Genomic DNA, 18,109 nt, shown 5'->3' with positions numbered 1-18,109 from the left:
GGAAATAATAATAATCGGAGCAACAAGGATGTATAAAAACACAACCGCTTTATCTGTTGCGATCAGCCTTGCACTGGGAACCGCAGCAGTGGCACCTCTAACAGCGCAGGCAGAAGAGCAGCAAGTTGAACAACTTCAGAAAATGAAGGTAACAGGTTCACGAATCTCCACCACGGACATGGAAGGTCCATCTCCAGTAACTGTAATAAGCAGCAAAGACATTGAATCGAAAGGTTTCAACAGCGCTCAGGACGTTTTAAATAGTTTGACCCAGAACACCGGCGGTGTAATGGCGCAAACTGACTCATTTTCTTTCACTCCTGCAGCTCAATCTGTAAACCTACGTGGTCTTGGCGCTTCGCGTACATTGATCTTGATTGATGGCCGTCGCCTACCGCAATACCCACTAGCCCAAAATGGTACGTCTAACTTCCAAGACATCGGTCAGATTCCTGTAGCCGCTATTGAACGTGTGGAAGTAATGACTGATTCGGGCTCTGCGATCTACGGTTCTGACGCAATCGGTGGTGTAGTTAACTTCATCCTGAAAAAAGACTTTGATGGTGTTTCAGTTAAAGTTCGTGCTGGTGACGCAACTGATGGTGGTTACCAAAATGGCCGTCTAGATGTGGTTGCAGGTAAAGACTTCGATGATAAAAGAATTCTTTTCGTAGGCCAGTTCGCTGGTAATGAAATGCTAAAACAAACCGACAGAGACTGGGCTGGTGATGATAACTCAAGCCGTTCTCAACTAAGTGGTTATTCAAGCTACGGCTCAAACTTTTACGGCAAAGATGGAACGCACCTAACTCCGGCTGACGTAGGGTCATCATGTAAAGAGGTGGTAGGTGAAGCAGGCATAGACCGTGCGGATGGCAAGTGTGGTTTCAACCGTTCAGCCTACCGAACACTAAAGCCTGAAAACAAACAAGTTGATTTACTAGTTCGCGGCGAGATGGACGTAAACGACGACGTGACGGCGATGGCCGAAGCTCGCTTTGGCTACAAATCTACGGAATCTGAATTCGAGCCAAACCCATACAGTGTTGTCGTTGACGATACACACTTCCGTGGTGCTGGTGAATATACTCGTCGTATGGTTGAGTTTGGGCCTCGTGAAAGTAACACAGAAGCAGATTCTTTCGGCCTGACAGTCGGTCTAAATGGCCTACTAGCGGATACTTATGATTGGGATGTTTACGCTGGTTACTCAGAGCAATCTGTAGAGACTGATAACCCAGCTATCTACAAAACTCTCGATGAAGCCGTACAAAATGGTGAGGTTGACCTACTAGGTCCAATTTCACAAGAGGCTGTGAACAAATACAGTGGCACTTCAACTAAAGAAGCTTACTCAAAACTTTACTCTCTGAACGGTTCACTTTCTGGTGATTTGATTGACCTACCTGCAGGTATGTCTGGCTTCGCAGTATATGGTGAATGGAACCGTACCGACTACAAGGAAACTATCGATGCGACAACAGCAGCTGGTGGTTTCTCTGGCTTAGGTGGTTCTGCTGGTGGCGGTGAGCGCGACCAAGTCGGCCTCGGTGTCGAAGCTCTGATCCCTATTATCGAAGATCTAGAAATGACTGTAGCAGGTCGTTATGACCACTACTTCGATGACTCTGCAACTGGTGGCGCGTTCACTCCAAAAGTAGCACTAGCGTACCGCCCAACGGATACATTATTGCTTCGTGGTAGCTATGGCCTTGGTTTCCGTGCGCCAGACCTGAAGCGTCTATTCGGTGAAGTTACTCGTGGTTTCGGTTCAGGTTTCGACCCTGTATTGTGTGCGGCAGCAGGTGGTAGCGGTCCTCAGGACAAAGATAAGTATCCTGAGTGTGATACTCAATATTTTGATACTGAAAACGGTCCAAACTCTGAGCTAGAAGAAGAAACGAGTACCAACATTAACTTGGGTCTTGCATGGGAGCCAGTTGACGACTTGGGTCTAACTGTAGACTGGTACCACATCAAAATGGAAGATGTAGTAACAGCGCCAAGCTACCAAGACGTAATCAATGATCCAGGTAAATACCCTGGCACTGAAGTGGTTCGTAATCCAGATGGCACAATTAAATCAGTATCTTACGGCCCGGTGAACCAATCTTTTGAAGAGCGTTCAGGTATCGATATCGCTGTGACATACGCTTACGATACTAACGAATATGGTTCATTTAGCTCACGCGTTGCTCTAACCAAGATCCTTATCGCGGAATACCAAGAGAACGATGCTGAGCCAGTAATCGACGAAACTGACTTTATGCCAGAGTACACAGCAACCCTAAACTTGGGCTGGGCTTACCAAGATGTAAGCGTAAATGTATTTGGTAAGTACCGTGACCGCATGTGTTCTAGCTATGCTAACCGTTACTACTTTGATGACTGTGACGCAGCAAAAGCTGCTGGATATGACGCAGAAATTGCAAGTATGACAACTTGGAACCTTACAACCACTTACCAGTTCAACGAGAATGGCCGTGTGACTTTGGGTGCTATCAACCTATTCGACAAAGTACCACCTAAAGATCCTCTAAGTGATACGTCTCCGTTCTATGCAAGTGGCTATGACGATCCAATCGGTCGCCAACTATACATCGAAGCATCATACGACTTCTTATAAAAAATTTGGCGCGGGTTTTCCGCGCCCTTTTCGACTGACTTAAACACTGACAAGGATGCAACATGAAATTTAAGGAATTTGGCCTTAGTGCCATAGCTGCAGCATTGCTTACTATCAGTAGTAGCTCTGTAGCGGCAAACTCAGGAGCAGTTGTTTCAACACAAGCAAAAGCAAACAAATCCTCAGAAGTTTCACAACAAAAGATCGACACTTATTCCGAAAGCACTGAGGGTATGCTTGCGGAATATAAAGGCTTATTACGTCAGGTAGACAGCATGAAAGTCTACAACGAGCAAATCAATCGAATGGTTCAATCGCAACAAGGCGAATTAGATTCACTCAATAACCAGATTGCTCAGATTGACCAAACAGCAACAGAGGTTGTACCTCTAACACTGAAGATGATCGACGCACTAGATGAGTTCGTGACTCTCGACCTTCCTTTCCAAAAAGAAGAGCGCACCAAGCGTGTCAATGAACTGCGTGACCTAATGGATCGTGCAGACGTAACGACTTCAGAAAAATTCCGTAAGGTGATGGAAGCGTATCAAATCGAAGAAGGCTTCTCTCGCTCCATTGAATCTTACAAAGCTAGCCTAGAGCGCAACGGTGAAACCGTGACTTACGACTTCCTACGTATTGGTCGTACTGCGCTTCTGTTCCAATCTCCGGATGGCGGCGAAACAGGCATGTGGAATCAACAAACCCGCCAATGGGAATCACTACCTGAAAGCTACCGTATTGCTGTACAGCAAGGCCTTCGTATCGCTAAGAAGCAAGCGCCACCAGCGCTGATCAAACTGCCTGTATTTGCTGGAGAGGAATAAGAAATGAAAGGATTCAAAACTCTAGCCGCTGGTTTACTAGCGAGCTTATTCATGATTTCTGGTGCACACGCTGAGGCACCGAAGAACTTATCTGAGCTTCTGAAAAACGTAAAGTCAGAAAGCATCGTTGAATCAAAAGAGAACAAAGCTCGCGAAGCCGAGTTCAGAAACAACCGTGACAAGCAAGCTGCACTGCTTCAGCAAGCCCGTAATGAGTTAGCCGCACAACAAGCACTCGGCGATGAACTGAAAGCTACGTTCGACGAAAACGACAAGCAACTTACCGAGCTGACTGAAACACTACGTGTACGTTCAGGCACTTTAGGCGAAATGTTTGGTGTCGTTCGTCAATACGCGGGTGAGTTTAAAGGGCTATTCGCTGCTTCACAAAATGCAGTTCAATTCCCAGAACGTGACGCATTACTTTCAAAACTAGCAGAGAGTAAAGAACTGCCTTCTACGCAAGAACTTGAAGCATTCTGGCACACAATCCTACAACAAGTAGTAGTTTCAGGTGAGACAACAACAGCACCTGCAACTGTTGTATATGGAGAAGGTAAAGAAGCGGTTCGAGATGTCACGCTAGTGGGTGAGTTCAACGCAATCGCAGATGGCAAATACGTAACTTACGTGCCGCAAACTGGTAAGTTTGAAGAGCTATCACGTCAGCCTCGCAAAAACATCACTCGCCTAGTTGGCGGATTTGAAGCTGCAGACGGCACTTACGAACCACTATTTATCGACCCATCTCGTGGTGTGATTCTGTCTCTACTTGTACAAAGTCCTACCGTTCAGGAGCGTATTGACCAAGGTGGCATCGTTGGTTACGTCATCCTAGCTATGGGTGCTGTCGGTGCGTTGATTGCGCTCGCTTGTTACCTACGCCTATTGGTTATCGGTGGCAAAATGCGTAAGCAAGCGAAATCAGACACGGTTATTCCTGGCAACCCACTGGGTGAAGTTATCCAAGCTTACCAAGAGCACAAAGGTGACAACCTTGAAGATCTTGAAGCGAAACTGGACGAGATCATCCTACGTAACGCACCGAGCATTGAACGCTTTATCAGCTCAATCAAACTGTTCGCTTCTGTAGCACCACTTCTAGGTCTACTGGGTACGGTTATGGGTATGATCGGTACGTTCCAAGCCATCACACTATTTGGTACAGGTGATCCGAAGCTAATGGCTGGCGGTATCTCAGAAGCACTTGTTACTACGATGCTTGGTCTGGTTGTCGCAATTCCTCTACTGTTCCTGTACACCATCGTACACAGTAAAGGTCGTCGTTTGGTTCAAACTCTTGAAGAACAGAGTGCAGGCTTCATCGCTCGCTATCAGGAAAAACTGCATAAAGCCGAAAGCTAAGGAGGCATTATGTGGTGGTTAGTTGGAGAACTTGAATCAATTAGGCGCTTCTTGGGAATGGGTGGCGACGTACTTGTCGTCATCTTTATCCTCAGCTTCATGTTGTGGGCAGTATTGCTAGAACGTTGGTTTTACTTCGCTGCCGTCGCTCCAAAAGCAATGAAAAAAGCCGTTAGCTTTTGGGAAGAGCGCTCAGAACATAAAAGCTGGAACGCTAAGATGATCCGACAAGAAATCGTTTCTCGTCAGGATATTGAGAATAAGAAAGGGCTGCCAATCGTTAAGGTACTGATTGCACTTTGTCCCCTACTTGGTCTACTCGGCACTGTTGTCGGTATGATTCAAGTATTCGATATCTTAGCGGTTACAGGTACAGGAAGCCCTCGAGCAATGGCCTCGGGGATCTCAAAGGCAACAATCCCAACATTAGCGGGAATGGTGGCTTCTCTATCAGGACTTTTCTTTAGTACTCGTCTTGATCATTTAGCCAGAGTCACCACGCAGAAGCTTGAAGACAAGCTAAAGCACATTGCCTGAGTAAACGGAATTAGAGGTATAGGTCATGAAGAGACGCTATAGCAGTGATAGCAGCGACGAAGCAGCTATCGATATGACACCGATGCTAGACATCGTATTCATCATGTTGATCTTCTTTATCGTAACAACATCGTTTGTTAAAGAAGCAGGTCTAGAAGTAAATCGTCCTACGGCAAGCTCAGCGCAAACCGTGAAGAAAGGTAACATCATGGTGGCAATTGGTGCTGCTGGAGATGTTTGGGTTGATAAGCGCCGCATCGAAGTCGATGCAGTACGTGCCAACATAGAACGTCTACGCGCTGAAAGCCCAGATGGTGCGGTTGTTATTCAAGCGGATACCGAAGCCAATGCGGGCGTAGTCGTGAAGGTAATGGACCAGATTAAGATGGCAGGTGTAGAAAGCATCTCTATTGCCGCAACGAATAAGGATTAAGCTTATGCGGTATCTGGCCTCAATTGCACTGGCGCTCATTGTCTCCCTCGGGTTGTTCTGGGGGATGGACAAGCTAGTAAACAAAGAGCGCCACGAGCTAGTGTCGAATGATGATCTTCGTATGGTGGAATTCATTCGCATTAAACCGGACGAAAAAATACAGGAGAAGAAACGCCAACTTCCGAAACCACCACCACCGAAACGTCCACCACCACCACCTGAAATGAAGGTGACGTCAACGGTTAAACCAGTAATGGATCAAGTCCCAATGGACATGCCAAAGCTTGATCTACCTGTAAACGTGACGGGGGGTTCTGTATTAGGTCACTACTCTCAAGGCGGTGGTGCACAAATGGCAGGTAGCGGAGGACCAACACCGCTTGCGACATTCCAACCTCAGATGCCTAGAAAGGCAGCTAAGGCTGGCATTGAGAAAGGTGTGGTTTTACTTGAATTCACAGTAAACGCACGAGGTGCAGTTGAGGATATTAAAGTCCTTAAAGAAAAACCTCGCCGTTTAGGCTTAGGCAAGGCAGCAAGAAAGACCGTTTCCAAATGGACTTTCAAACCAAAACTGGTTGATGGAAAACCTGTCAGCACACGCTTGTCCCAAGAGATTGAGTTTTCAACCAACTAAGGAGTCACCATGAAAAGTTTATGGAAAAGCAAAGTGGCTTCTTTAATTCTCCTTGTTGGGGTGGCAGTTGCCACTCCTTCAATGGCGAAGGAAGCACCGCAATTATCCGATCGAACATTCCGCACAGTGAACAAAGTTCAAGAGTTAATTGCGACCGAAAAATACTCAGCAGCAAAAGAAAAGCTGACTAGTGCCTTGGATAGCACAAAGTCAAAGAAATACGACAGAGCCGTCTTACTTCAGCAAACGGGTTTTCTTTACTCTTTACAAGACAACTATGCACAAGCAGCGAAGTACTTTGCAGAGGCACTAAAACTAGATGCTTTACCTGTGCCCGTTGCTCAACAAGTTCGCTACAGCCTAGCTCAATTATATTTGGCTGAAGAGAAATTTAAGTTATCTGTAAAGACAATGAATGAGTGGTTTAAAGTTGCAGAGACAACCAAAGAAAAACCGCAAGCTCATGCTTACATCACTCTAGCTAGTGCATACATTCAGTTGGAAGACTACAGAAATGCAATTCCTCCAACGAAGAAAGCAATATCGATGACTAAGAATCCAAGTGAATCTTGGTATTTGATCCTAGTGGCTTCTCACTACGAGCTAGGTCAGCTGAAGAGTGTGGCAAGTGTACTGAAAACGCTGACTTCTAAATACCCAGAGAAAAAGCGTTATTGGATGCAGCTTTCCGGCGTATACATGGAGCTAGGCCAAGAGCGTAACTCACTAGCGGCTCTAGAAGCCGTATATAAAATGGGTAAGCTTGAGGGCGAAAAAGAGTACTTGAGACTTGTTAACTTCTTGGCCTACCAAGGTATCCCTTATAAAGCAGCTAAAACGCTTGAAAGAGAGATGACTTCGGGAAACATAGAGAAGACAAAGGCGAACTATGATCGCTTGGCAAGTTTTTGGCAACAGGCGAAAGAGCTAGATGAATCTATCATCGCATATAAGACGTCTTACGAGATGGCACCATCCGCGAAAACTCAGATTCAAATCGCTCGCTTGATGATTCAAGACAAACAGTATTCACAAGCAACGAGGTTTGCTCATACAGCAGCCTCAGATGCCACAAAAGAACAAAAGGCGGAGCTAGAATACATCCGTGGTATGGCTTTTTTCGAGCTTAAACAGCCTCAAAAAGCACTGCAAGCAATGAAAGGAGCGGCTAAATCACCAACTTTCAAGCCTACGGTAAGCCCTTGGATCAATTTCCTAGAGTCGCAAGGTTAATAGGTACTCATTATTTGCAAGCTAGCAACCCAAGTGGTTGTGATTGCTCCGAAAATTAAGTGTGAGTCAGTCGCACGCCTGGGGAAGTGAGAGCTTCCCCTTTTTTCGTTGTGAATCTGATAGGCTTGAGTGGCCCGCCACTTGATTTAGATCCGACAAGATCAACTGGCAACCCATTAAAGATCGTGATACTCTTCGCCTCCATTTTTCTGGCGGGATTATCACCAATCTCAATCCCTTTGGTGGTGAAACCATCATTGCCAGTGCTATCGTTATTACATTGTCGATACTTTCTCTCGGCACTTACTCAATCCAACCAAAAGTGGAACAGTACAATGGGCAAAGGTACTCTCTATATCGTATCTGCACCTAGCGGCGCAGGTAAATCTAGCTTGATCTCAGCAATGTTGGAACGTAACCCAACATATGCAATGAAAGTGTCTGTGTCTCATACTACTCGTGGCATGCGCCCTGGCGAAGAAAACGGTATCCACTACCATTTCGTTGCAAAAGAAGAGTTTGAAGCTCTGATTGCACAAGGCGACTTCCTAGAATACGCAGAAGTGTTTGGTAACTATTACGGCACATCACGCGTATGGATTGAAGAAACGCTAAACAAAGGCATCGACGTCTTTCTAGACATCGACTGGCAAGGCGCACGCCAAATTCGCGAGCAGATGTCGGAAGCGAAGAGCATCTTTATCCTGCCTCCTTCAAACGGTGAACTAGAACGTCGCCTAAACACTCGTGGTCAAGACAGTGAAGAAGTGATCGCGAAACGTATGGCAGAAGCAAAGTCTGAAATCTCACACTACAACGAATACGACTATGTGATCGTAAACGACGATTTCGACACCGCATTAATGGATTTCAAAGCCATTCTGCGCGCAGAAAGATTGAAGGAAGAAAAACAAGCTGCTAAATATAAAGGCATGCTTGATGCACTTCTAGCAGAATAAAACTGCTGATATCTAAGCGTCTTCTTCGAGCCGGAATTTATAATTCCAACCCGCTTAGATATAAAAATGAATTTTTGCTTCTTTATTACGGTAAGGAAGCTTATATTGCTTATATAGAAAGTCATTGTTGTTACACGTCTTATCGCTAGCAAATACAGCCTTGAGACTGTATACTTTCTCGTCATTCAAAATTTAGTTAACTATTTGGAGTCCTCATGGCACGCGTAACTGTTCAAGACGCTGTTGAAAAAGTTGGCAACCGTTTCGACCTAGTACTGATTGCGGCTCGCCGCGCTCGTCAAATGCAAACTGGCGGTAAAGATGCACTAGTGCCAGAAGAGAACGATAAGCCAACGGTTATCGCTCTACGCGAAATCGAAGAAGGTTTAATTACTAAAGAAGTTCTAGACGCTCGTGAACGTCAAGAACAGCAAGAGCAAGAAGCGGCAGAGCTAGCGGCAGTAAGCAGCATCGCTCACAACCGTTAATTCTGACTTTAGAATTCAACAACCTCCCGGGCCTATAATTTGTATCTATTCGATAGCCTCAAAGACGTTGCCCAAGAATACCTAACAGAGCCTCAAATTGAGGCTCTGCGTCAATCTTATGTGGTAGCAAGAGATGCCCATGAAGGGCAAACCCGCTCTAGCGGTGAACCATACATCATCCACCCCGTTGCTGTAGCCAGAATTTTGGCTGAAATGCGCCTCGATATCGAAACCCTTCAAGCAGCTTTACTGCATGACGTCATCGAAGACTGTGATGTTACTAAAGAAGACCTTGAAGAGAAGTTTGGCAATACCGTGGCAGAGCTGGTTGATGGTGTATCTAAACTGGACAAACTCAAATTCCGCGATCGCAAAGAGGCGCAAGCTGAGAACTTCCGCAAAATGGTACTTGCCATGGTGCAAGACATTCGCGTCATTCTCATCAAGCTAGCTGACCGCACGCACAACATGCGCACGTTGGGAGCCCTACGCCCGGATAAAAAGCGTCGTATTGCCCGCGAAACACTAGAGATCTACTCTCCACTCGCTCACCGTCTTGGTATTCACAATATCAAAACGGAACTCGAAGAACTTGGCTTCGAAGCGCTTTACCCAAACCGCTACCGCGTCCTAAAAGAAGTGGTACGAGCTGCGCGTGGTAATCGTAAAGAGATGATCCAGCGTATTCATAGCGAAATCGAAGGTCGACTGGAAGATGTTGGCTTGAATGCGCGCGTGTTAGGTCGTGAGAAGAACCTGTTCTCCATCTACAACAAGATGAAAACCAAAGAACAGCGCTTCCACACCATCATGGATATCTACGCTTTCCGAGTGGTTGTTGATACTGCCGATACTTGTTATCGCGTTCTAGGCCAAGTACACAGCTTGTATAAGCCGCGTCCTGGTCGCATGAAAGATTATATCGCGGTACCAAAAGCGAACGGCTACCAATCGCTACACACTTCTATGGTCGGCCCACACGGCGTACCTGTTGAAGTTCAGATCCGTACCGAAGATATGGATCAAATGGCGGACAAAGGTGTTGCTGCGCATTGGTCTTACAAAGACAAGGGCGACAGATCTGGCACGACAGCGCAAGTGAAAGCTCAGCGTTGGATGCAAAGCCTACTTGAGCTACAACAAAGTGCTGGTAACTCATTCGAATTCATTGAAAACGTAAAATCGGATCTGTTCCCAGATGAGATTTACGTCTTCACACCAAAAGGTCGTATCGTTGAATTGCCATTAGGCGCAACAGCAGTCGACTTTGCCTATGCCGTACATACTGATGTCGGTAACTCTTGTGTTGGTGCTCGTGTTGACCGTAACCCTTACCCACTAAGTAAGGCACTGAAGAATGGTCAGACAGTAGAAATCATCAGTGCACCAGGTGCTCGTCCAAATGCAGCTTGGTTGAACTATGTTGTAACTTCTCGTGCCCGCACTAAGATTCGTCAAGTGTTGAAGACCATGCGTCGTGAAGAGTCGATTACCTTAGGTCGTCGTCTACTGAATCACGCTTTGGGTCGTCATTCGATTGATTCAATCTACCCAGAAAACATCCAAGAAGTGCTGACTGATCTGCGCCTAGAAAGCGTCGATGATCTGCTAGCAGCCATTGGTTTGGGTGAATTGATGAGTATCGTCATCGCACGTCGCTTATTGGGTGACACTGATGAATTGACCACCACGAGCTCGATTCCAAACGAATCTAACAAGAAACTGCCAATCCGTGGTGCAGAAGGTCTGCTACTGACTTTCGCAAATTGTTGTCACCCTATCCCAGATGACCACATCATTGCCCACGTATCACCAGGTCGTGGTCTTGTGGTACACCGTGAAACGTGTCCAAACGTACGCGGATACCAGAAAGAACCAGACAAATACATGGCTGTCGCTTGGTCTGAAGAGTACGACAAAGAGTTCATTGCTGAACTGAAAGTCGATATGCTCAACAACCAAGGTGCGCTAGCGGAATTGACCAATGTGATTTCGAAAACCGGTTCGAACATTCACGGTCTTTCAACCGAAGAACGCGACGGTCGCTTGTACACCGTTACCGTTCTGCTAACCACCAAAGATCGTGTTCACCTTGCTGGCATAATGCGTAAGATTAAGACCATGCCACAGGCGACTCGAGTCAGACGAAGAAAGAACTAAACTCTATCGCCACCCACACTCTGGGTGGCGATTTTTTTATATCCCTATTTATTATGAATTTAGAACGTTACAACCGCATCCATCAGGTGTTAAAAGCACGCCAAACCGACCTCACCCTGTGCCTTGAAGAAGTTCATAAGCCGAACAATGTTTCCGCCGTGATCCGTACCGCTGACGCAACAGGCTTACACAAAGTTCATGCGATTTGGCCCGACAAAATGCGCACACTGACCCACACCTCAGCAGGGGCGCGCAACTGGGTTGAAGTGGATACTCACGATTCGATTGAAACTGCGATTACCGAGCTCAAAGCGCAAGGCATGCAAGTTCTGGTGACTAACCTTTCGGACACCGCGGTCGATTTTCGTGAAATCGACTACACCAAGCCAACGGCAATCATTCTGGGTAGCGAAAAAATTGGTGCTTCAGAGCAAGCGAAGAAACTCGCAGACCAAGACATCATTATTCCAATGATCGGTATGGTGCAGTCTTTGAATGTCTCAGTCGCCAGTGCTGTGATTCTTTATGAAGCGCAGCGTCAGCGTGAAGCCGCTGGGATGTACGAACGTGAAGAGAGCGCTCTACCAAAAGAGACCATCAACCGCATTCTGTTTGAGCGTGGTCATCCAGTCTTAGCAAAGGTAGCGAAACGCAAAGGGCTAGAATATCCACAACTTGATGACGAAGGCCAAATTGTGGCTGACGAATCATGGTGGAAAGAGATGCAAAGTAAATAACCAACTTTTGTTATCCTGAATAGCGGCGAAGGAGCGAAACTCGACTCCTCACGAAGCTGTATTTTTCCCTGTACAAAAACACAGCTTCGTGGTTAACATACTGCTATGTTAACTATTTTCTTGAGCCCACTATGTCTGCCCAAATGTTATCTGCTGTTCCTTTAACTTCCCTGTCTGGAGTTGGCGCTAAAGTCGCAGAAAAACTCGCCAAAGTTGGCTTACATAGCGTTCAAGATCTGCTGTTTCACCTTCCTCTTCGTTACGAAGATCGCACCCGCATTTACCCAATAGCCAAACTGCATGCAGGGCTCTGGGCGGCGGTACAGGGCAAAGTTATGGCTGTCGATACAACTTTCGGCAAACGCAAAATGCTGACGGTAAAAATCAGCGACGGCAATGGCACGATTACCCTACGCTTTTTTAACTTTACTGCCGCGATGAAGAACAATTTCTCGAATGGTAAGTTAGTACACGCTTACGGTGAAATTAAGCGTGGCGGGATGGGCTTAGAAATTGTTCACCCTGACTACAAGTTTTATGTAAGTGAGCAAAAACCGGATGTGGAACAGAGCTTAACCCCCGTTTATCCAACCACCGATGGGTTGCGCCAAATCACTTTGCGTAACCTGACGGAACAAGCCTTATCACTCCTCGATAAAGCCGCTGTACAAGAGTTGCTGCCTTCTGGTTTGTACAATCACCAGATCACCATGTCGCAAGCGCTGCATACGATTCATCGACCGCCTCCAACCATTAATTTGGATGAGTTTGATGAAGGTAAACACCCTGCTCAAATTCGTTTGATCATGGAAGAGTTACTGGCGCAGAACCTTTCTATGTTGGCAGTGCGCAGCAAAGGGCAACAAGACGTTGCATTACCTTTGGCGTCGTGTGACTCATTGAAAAAGCAGCTACTGGCTCAATTGCCCTTTTCGCCGACCAATGCTCAAGCGCGAGTGGTTAAAGAAATTGAAGCTGACTTAGAAAAAACGCACCCAATGATGCGCCTTGTTCAAGGGGACGTAGGCTCGGGAAAAACTTTAGTTGCTGCACTCGCAGCGGTCAGAGCCATTGAACACGGCTATCAAGTCGCTTTAATGGCACCTACCGAACTGCTCGCCGAGCAGCACGCGATTAACTTCGCTAATTGGTTTGAGAAAATGGGCATTCAAGTCGGTTGGCTGGCGGGCAAGTTAAAAGGTAAAGCCAAAGAAGCCGAATTGGCGCGCATTGCCAGCGGTGAAGCGAAAATGGTAGTGGGCACTCACGCTCTTTTCCAAGAGCATGTTGAGTTTCATCATCTTGCTTTGGTCATTATTGATGAGCAGCACCGCTTTGGTGTCCACCAGCGTTTAGAGCTACGCGAGAAAGGCGCGAAACAAGGCGCTTATCCACATCAGCTCATCATGACAGCAACGCCAATTCCGCGAACGTTAGCCATGACAGCTTATGCTGATTTAGAAACATCGGTGATTGATGAATTACCGCCAGGTCGAACACCAATCCAGACGGTCGCAATTCCAGACACCAAACGCGATGATATCGTCGAGCGAGTGCGCAATGCCTGCTTAAACGAAGGCAAACAAGCGTATTGGGTATGTACCTTAATTGATGAGTCTGAAGTCTTGGAAGCTCAAGCCGCTGCTGATACCGCAGAAGAGCTGCAACGTAAACTGCCTGACGTAAAAATTGGTCTCGTGCACGGACGAATGAAGCCCGCAGAGAAGCAAGCGGTGATGCAGGATTTCAAAGACAACAAGCTGCATTTGCTGGTCGCAACGACGGTGATTGAAGTGGGCGTGGACGTGCCCAATTCCAGTTTGATGATCATCGAGAACCCAGAGCGTTTAGGTTTAGCTCAGTTGCACCAGTTGAGAGGTCGTGTTGGTCGAGGTTCAGTGGCGAGCCATTGTGTGCTGCTGTATCACTCGCCACTATCAAAAACTGCGCAAAAGCGTTTAGGCGTATTACGTGAAAGCAACGACGGCTTTGTGATTGCACAGAAAGACTTAGAGATTCGTGGACCGGGTGAGCTTCTTGGTACCAAACAAACTGGCTTGGCAGATTTTAAAATTGCCGACTTAGTGCGAGATCAGCGCTTGATTCCGGAAGTTCAACGCATCGCGCGTTACATTCATGACAACTACCCAACGAATGCGACCGCAATTATTGATCGTTGGTTAGGTGAGCGTGACATTTACTCTAAAGCATAAGAGATTAAGGCGAACAATTTAGTTCGCCTTTTCTTTTTAGCCCAAAGCAAACGTTTGCTTTTTGAATAAATCCCTCTATAATCGCGCTCAAAATTTATGGTGTGCACCTTGTCACATCAAACCAACCTGAGTTGACACTGATTAACAGCAATCACAGGTCATAACGTCAACTCCACCCAGCACTCCCATTCAGCGAGCTCTGGGGCAAGAATTATTGCGACTAGCGAGACAAATATGACAACTTCAAACCGAACTTCGGAACTGGTCTATCAGTTAAACGATCGTCCACCACTACCTCAGACCATTTTTGCTGCACTTCAGCACTTATTGGCGATGTTCGTAGCCGTTATTACCCCCTCTCTGATCATTTGTCAGTCTTTGGGTGTACCTGCTGACCAAACCAACACCATCATCAGCATGTCGCTGTTTGCATCTGGCGTGTCTTCCTTTATTCAAATTCGTACCTTTGGTCCTATTGGCTCTGGCTTGCTTTCAGTGCAAGGCACCAGCTTTAACTTCTTAGGTCCAATCATTGGGGCGGGTCTTTCTCTTAAAGCTGGCGGCGCTGACCTCAGCACCATGATGGCAGCGATTTTCGGTACTATCTTGGTGGCGTCTTTTGCTGAAATCCTGCTATCTCGCGTCCTAGAACACGCACGCCGCATCATTACGCCATTAGTATCTGGCATTGTCGTGACGCTTATCGGTCTAACACTTATCCAAGTGGGTTTGGTATCAATGGGCGGTGGCTACGCGGCAATGAGCGACGGATCTTTCGGTAGCCTAGATAAATTAGCTCTCGCTGGCACAGTACTTGGCTTGATCGTTATTCTTAACCGTTCAAAGAACCCTTACCTACGCGTAGCATCGATTGTAATTGCAATGCTAGTTGGCTACATCATGGCGTACTTCATGGGCATGGTCGATACCTCAACACTGGGCGAAACTGACCTCATCGCGCTGCCAATCCCAATGCAATACGGCTTAAGCTTCGACTGGTCGCTGTTTATTCCACTGGTTCTGATTTTCTTTATCACGGCACTAGAAGCAATTGGTGACATTACCGCAACGTCTGAAGTTTCTGGTGAGCCAGTGAAAGGCCCGGTTTACATGAAGCGCATCAAAGGCGGCGTATTGGCTGACGGTCTGAACTCAGCGATTGCAGCAGTATTCAACAGCTTCCCGAACTCTACCTTCAGCCAAAACAACGGCATCATCATGCTCACAGGTGTAGCAAGCCGTTACGTGGGTTACTTCATCTCAGGCATGTTGGTGATTCTGGGTCTTTTTCCGGGTGTAGCAAGCTTTGTTCAGCTGATTCCTGAGCCTGTACTGGGCGGCGCAACTATCGTGATGTTCGGTACCATTGCCGCAGCGGGCGTGCGCATCATCTCTCGAGTCGACCTCGATCGCCGCGCAATCCTAATTATGGCGCTGTCGTTCTCAATGGGTTTGGGCATTGCACAAAAACCTGAAATTCTGCAATTCATGCCTGAGTTCATTAAGAGCATTTTCTCGACCGGCGTGGCAGCGGGCGGCATCACCGCTATCGTATTGAACCTACTGCTTCCAGCGAAATTGGAAGAAGAAGATGAGCTGGTTGCTCAAGAGGTAAAAGAATCCTAACCTTGCACTAGGATGATCGGAAAGCCCAACCAAGCTTTGATTGGGCTTTTTTATTGGAATCGATTGACCGAAGAACGCTTACTTGGTTGGGAAGCTGATTTGTGCGCTTAACCCACCTTCACTGCGGTTACGCACCACAACCGAACCAGAGTGTTGGCTCACGATACGCTTCACAATGGCTAAGCCCAAACCAGTCCCTTCACTGCCTCGCGCCGTATCACCACGAGTAAAAGGTTCAAACAGCTTGGCGATTTGCGACTGCTCGATGCCAGGGCCATTGTCTTCAACGCACACCCACACCAATTGTTTGTCGGCAGTGACGCCCGTACTGATTTTCACCCAGCCATTGCCGTATCGCAGAGCATTAACCACAAGGTTACTCACCGCACGTTTGATCGCGATTGGGCTGCCTTTTGCGGTTGGCATCGTTGGGTTGAGGTCAGTTTCAATTTCGACTTCATAACCCCCTTCCGACGTTGCTACATCGCTAGTGATGGTATTGATGTCCACCTGCTCAAACGACTCTTTATTTACCGGCTTGAGGTAGTCCATAAACTGGCTGATGATCTCGTTACACTCTTCAGTATCACTGATGATGCCTTCGGCTAGGTAACTGTCTTCAGGCGACATCATTTCTGTCGCAAGACGAATACGCGTCAGTGGCGTGCGTAAGTCATGGCTGATGCCTGCCATCAGTAGCGCACGGTCTTCTTCCAGTTCTTGAATGCCTTTCGACATCTGGTTGAAGGCACGAGTTACAGAGCGAATTTCCGAGGCCCCCTTCTCTGGTAATGGCGGTGGAATTTCACCTCGACCGACTCCTTTCGCGGCTTTTTCTAGCGCAATCAAAGGTCGGTTTTGTAAACGGATAAACAACCAGCCACCAGCAATGATCAGAAGCGCCATGATCAAGCTATTACGGAACAGCGGAGCAAAATCTTCTTCTTGCAGTTCAGAGAGCGGAATACGGATGATGGAGTTCGGCAACTGATCGATACGCATCCACAAAATGTAGCTTTCACTGCCAAGCAGCAAACGCACTTCCGTTGGAGAACCGAGCTCTTGCGTCATCTCTTCCGACATCAAATCAATCGACATCGCATGATTGAACTCATTCATCATCTCGCTATCGACGCTGTGTACCGTCACACCCAAGTTTTCTAGCAGTTGATGGCGCAGCGGCGCGTCAGCCTTGAGTAGACCATCTTCATCGAGTACCAGATTCAACTCGTGGGCGAGAATTTTGTTGAACTGCTGCAAACTTGGCATCAACGCGTAGTTAAAAACGGCGTAGTAAGAAAAGACTTGGCTAGCGAGAAGCAAAGAGATGAACAGCAAAATGGATTGTGTAAATGAACTTCGGATTCGCATGGAGGATCCCTAATGGACTGTTCCTAGTGAACAACATTAATTGCGAGTTTCCAGCCCTCAAACAGGAAGGAGGCTTGAGGGTGGAATATGAGCAGCCGAGTATTATCGGCAGGCCTTAAAAGGTATTACGCTTCTTTGCCGTCTGGGACGAACACGTAACCCAAGCCCCATACCGTTTGGATGTAGCGAGGCTTGCTTGGATCGTCTTCTAGCATGCGGCGTAGACGTGAGATTTGAACGTCGATAGAACGCTCCATCGCTGAGTATTCACGACCACGAGCCATGTTCATCAGCTTATCACGCGACATTGGCTCACGAGCGTTGGTTACTAGCGCTTTCAGCACTGCGAATTCACCCGAAGTCAGTGGCATCGCTTCATCACCACGGAACATTTCACGCGTACCTAGGTTCAGACGGAAGTCTCCGAACTCAACCACTTTCTCTTCCGTGCTTGGCGCACCTGGCAGTTCAACCGTTTGGCGGCGAAGTACTGCTTTAATACGAGCCAGCAGTTCACGCGGGTTGAACGGTTTTGGTAGGTAATCGTCTGCCCCCACTTCAAGGCCAACGATACGATCGACTTCATCGCCTTTCGCTGTCAGCATCAGAATAGGTAGCATGTTGTTGGCATGACGTAGACGACGACAAATCGATAAGCCATCTTCGCCCGGCAACATTAAATCCAACACCATAAGGTGGAAGTTTTCACGGGTCAAAAGACGGTCCATCTGCTCGCCGTTAGCGACACTTCTCACTTGAAAACCTTGCTCAGAAAGGTAACGCTCCAACAGAGCACGCAAACGAGCATCGTCATCAACCACTAATATTTTATGATTTTCCTGCATTGAAACATCCTTTCAGAGGCATCTATAGTCAAAAATGTATCACTGTTTTTTC

General features: G+C 47.1%; 15 protein-coding genes. 13 read left to right on the top strand and 2 right to left on the bottom strand.

Annotation, left to right across the window (positions count from 1 at the left end):
- The first annotated feature begins 28 nt into the window (after positions 1–28).
- The 13 genes from J4N37_RS00715 (at position 29) to J4N37_RS00655 (ending at position 15,841) form a co-directional block, all read left to right on the top strand.
- Entirely contained in the window at positions 29–2,626 is a 2,598-nt protein-coding gene (locus J4N37_RS00715; protein WP_045386243.1) for a TonB-dependent receptor plug domain-containing protein, read from the top strand.
- A gap of 62 nt (positions 2,627–2,688) precedes the next feature.
- The gene (locus tag J4N37_RS00710; RefSeq protein ID WP_252041454.1) at positions 2,689–3,453 is read left to right on the top strand and encodes a DUF3450 domain-containing protein; all 765 of its coding nucleotides are present in this window, start codon (positions 2,689–2,691) and stop codon (positions 3,451–3,453) included.
- A 3-nt stretch (positions 3,454–3,456) separates the two neighbouring features.
- Entirely contained in the window at positions 3,457–4,818 is a 1,362-nt protein-coding gene (locus tag J4N37_RS00705) for a MotA/TolQ/ExbB proton channel family protein (protein WP_010445057.1), read from the top strand.
- Positions 4,819–4,827: 9 nt separating this feature from the next.
- Positions 4,828–5,355: a MotA/TolQ/ExbB proton channel family protein gene (locus J4N37_RS00700; RefSeq protein ID WP_010445056.1), complete on the top strand. Its 528-nt coding sequence runs from the start codon at positions 4,828–4,830 to the stop codon at positions 5,353–5,355.
- A 25-nt stretch (positions 5,356–5,380) separates the two neighbouring features.
- Positions 5,381–5,788: an ExbD/TolR family protein gene (locus J4N37_RS00695; RefSeq protein ID WP_171356827.1), complete on the top strand. Its 408-nt coding sequence runs from the start codon at positions 5,381–5,383 to the stop codon at positions 5,786–5,788.
- A 4-nt stretch (positions 5,789–5,792) separates the two neighbouring features.
- Positions 5,793–6,425, top strand: coding sequence for an energy transducer TonB (locus J4N37_RS00690; RefSeq protein ID WP_010445054.1), 633 nt, complete (start codon positions 5,793–5,795; stop codon positions 6,423–6,425).
- 9 nt (positions 6,426–6,434) lie between these two features.
- Positions 6,435–7,658 carry a tetratricopeptide repeat protein gene (locus J4N37_RS00685; RefSeq protein WP_010445052.1) on the top strand — a complete coding sequence of 408 codons (1,224 nt, stop codon included), beginning with the start codon at positions 6,435–6,437 and terminating at the stop codon, positions 7,656–7,658.
- A gap of 335 nt (positions 7,659–7,993) precedes the next feature.
- A complete protein-coding gene (gene gmk, locus J4N37_RS00680) occupies positions 7,994–8,617 on the top strand; it encodes a guanylate kinase (protein ID WP_005430186.1) in 624 nt (207 codons plus the stop codon).
- A gap of 215 nt (positions 8,618–8,832) precedes the next feature.
- Positions 8,833–9,105: a DNA-directed RNA polymerase subunit omega gene (gene rpoZ / locus J4N37_RS00675; protein WP_005379346.1), complete on the top strand. Its 273-nt coding sequence runs from the start codon at positions 8,833–8,835 to the stop codon at positions 9,103–9,105.
- Positions 9,106–9,144: 39 nt separating this feature from the next.
- A complete protein-coding gene (spoT, locus tag J4N37_RS00670; RefSeq protein WP_038883414.1) occupies positions 9,145–11,265 on the top strand; it encodes a bifunctional GTP diphosphokinase/guanosine-3',5'-bis pyrophosphate 3'-pyrophosphohydrolase in 2,121 nt (706 codons plus the stop codon).
- Between the two features lie 53 nt (positions 11,266–11,318).
- Positions 11,319–12,002, top strand: a complete 684-nt coding sequence (gene trmH, locus J4N37_RS00665) for a tRNA (guanosine(18)-2'-O)-methyltransferase TrmH (protein WP_252041452.1) — start codon at positions 11,319–11,321, stop codon at positions 12,000–12,002.
- 131 nt (positions 12,003–12,133) lie between these two features.
- On the top strand, positions 12,134–14,215 hold the full coding sequence (recG, locus tag J4N37_RS00660; RefSeq protein ID WP_122018669.1) for an ATP-dependent DNA helicase RecG: 2,082 nt from the start codon (positions 12,134–12,136) through the stop codon (positions 14,213–14,215).
- A gap of 234 nt (positions 14,216–14,449) precedes the next feature.
- Positions 14,450–15,841: a uracil-xanthine permease family protein gene (locus J4N37_RS00655; RefSeq protein WP_252041450.1), complete on the top strand. Its 1,392-nt coding sequence runs from the start codon at positions 14,450–14,452 to the stop codon at positions 15,839–15,841.
- Positions 15,842–15,919: 78 nt separating this feature from the next.
- Here J4N37_RS00655 and envZ read toward each other — a convergent pair whose 3' ends face one another.
- Both envZ and ompR read right to left on the bottom strand, forming a co-directional pair.
- Entirely contained in the window at positions 15,920–17,212 is a 1,293-nt protein-coding gene (gene envZ, locus J4N37_RS00650) for a two-component system sensor histidine kinase EnvZ (protein WP_005430094.1), read from the bottom strand.
- A 125-nt stretch (positions 17,213–17,337) separates the two neighbouring features.
- Positions 17,338–18,057, bottom strand: a complete 720-nt coding sequence (ompR, locus tag J4N37_RS00645) for an osmolarity response regulator transcription factor OmpR (RefSeq protein WP_005430151.1) — start codon at positions 18,055–18,057, stop codon at positions 17,338–17,340.
- Positions 18,058–18,109: the final 52 nt, after the last annotated feature.

The organism is Vibrio sp. SCSIO 43153 (assembly GCF_023716625.1).
GTDB lineage: Bacteria > Pseudomonadota > Gammaproteobacteria > Enterobacterales > Vibrionaceae > Vibrio > Vibrio rotiferianus.
Note: the sequence above shows the minus strand (reverse complement) of the source record. Positions and strands in the feature narration are given on the sequence as shown.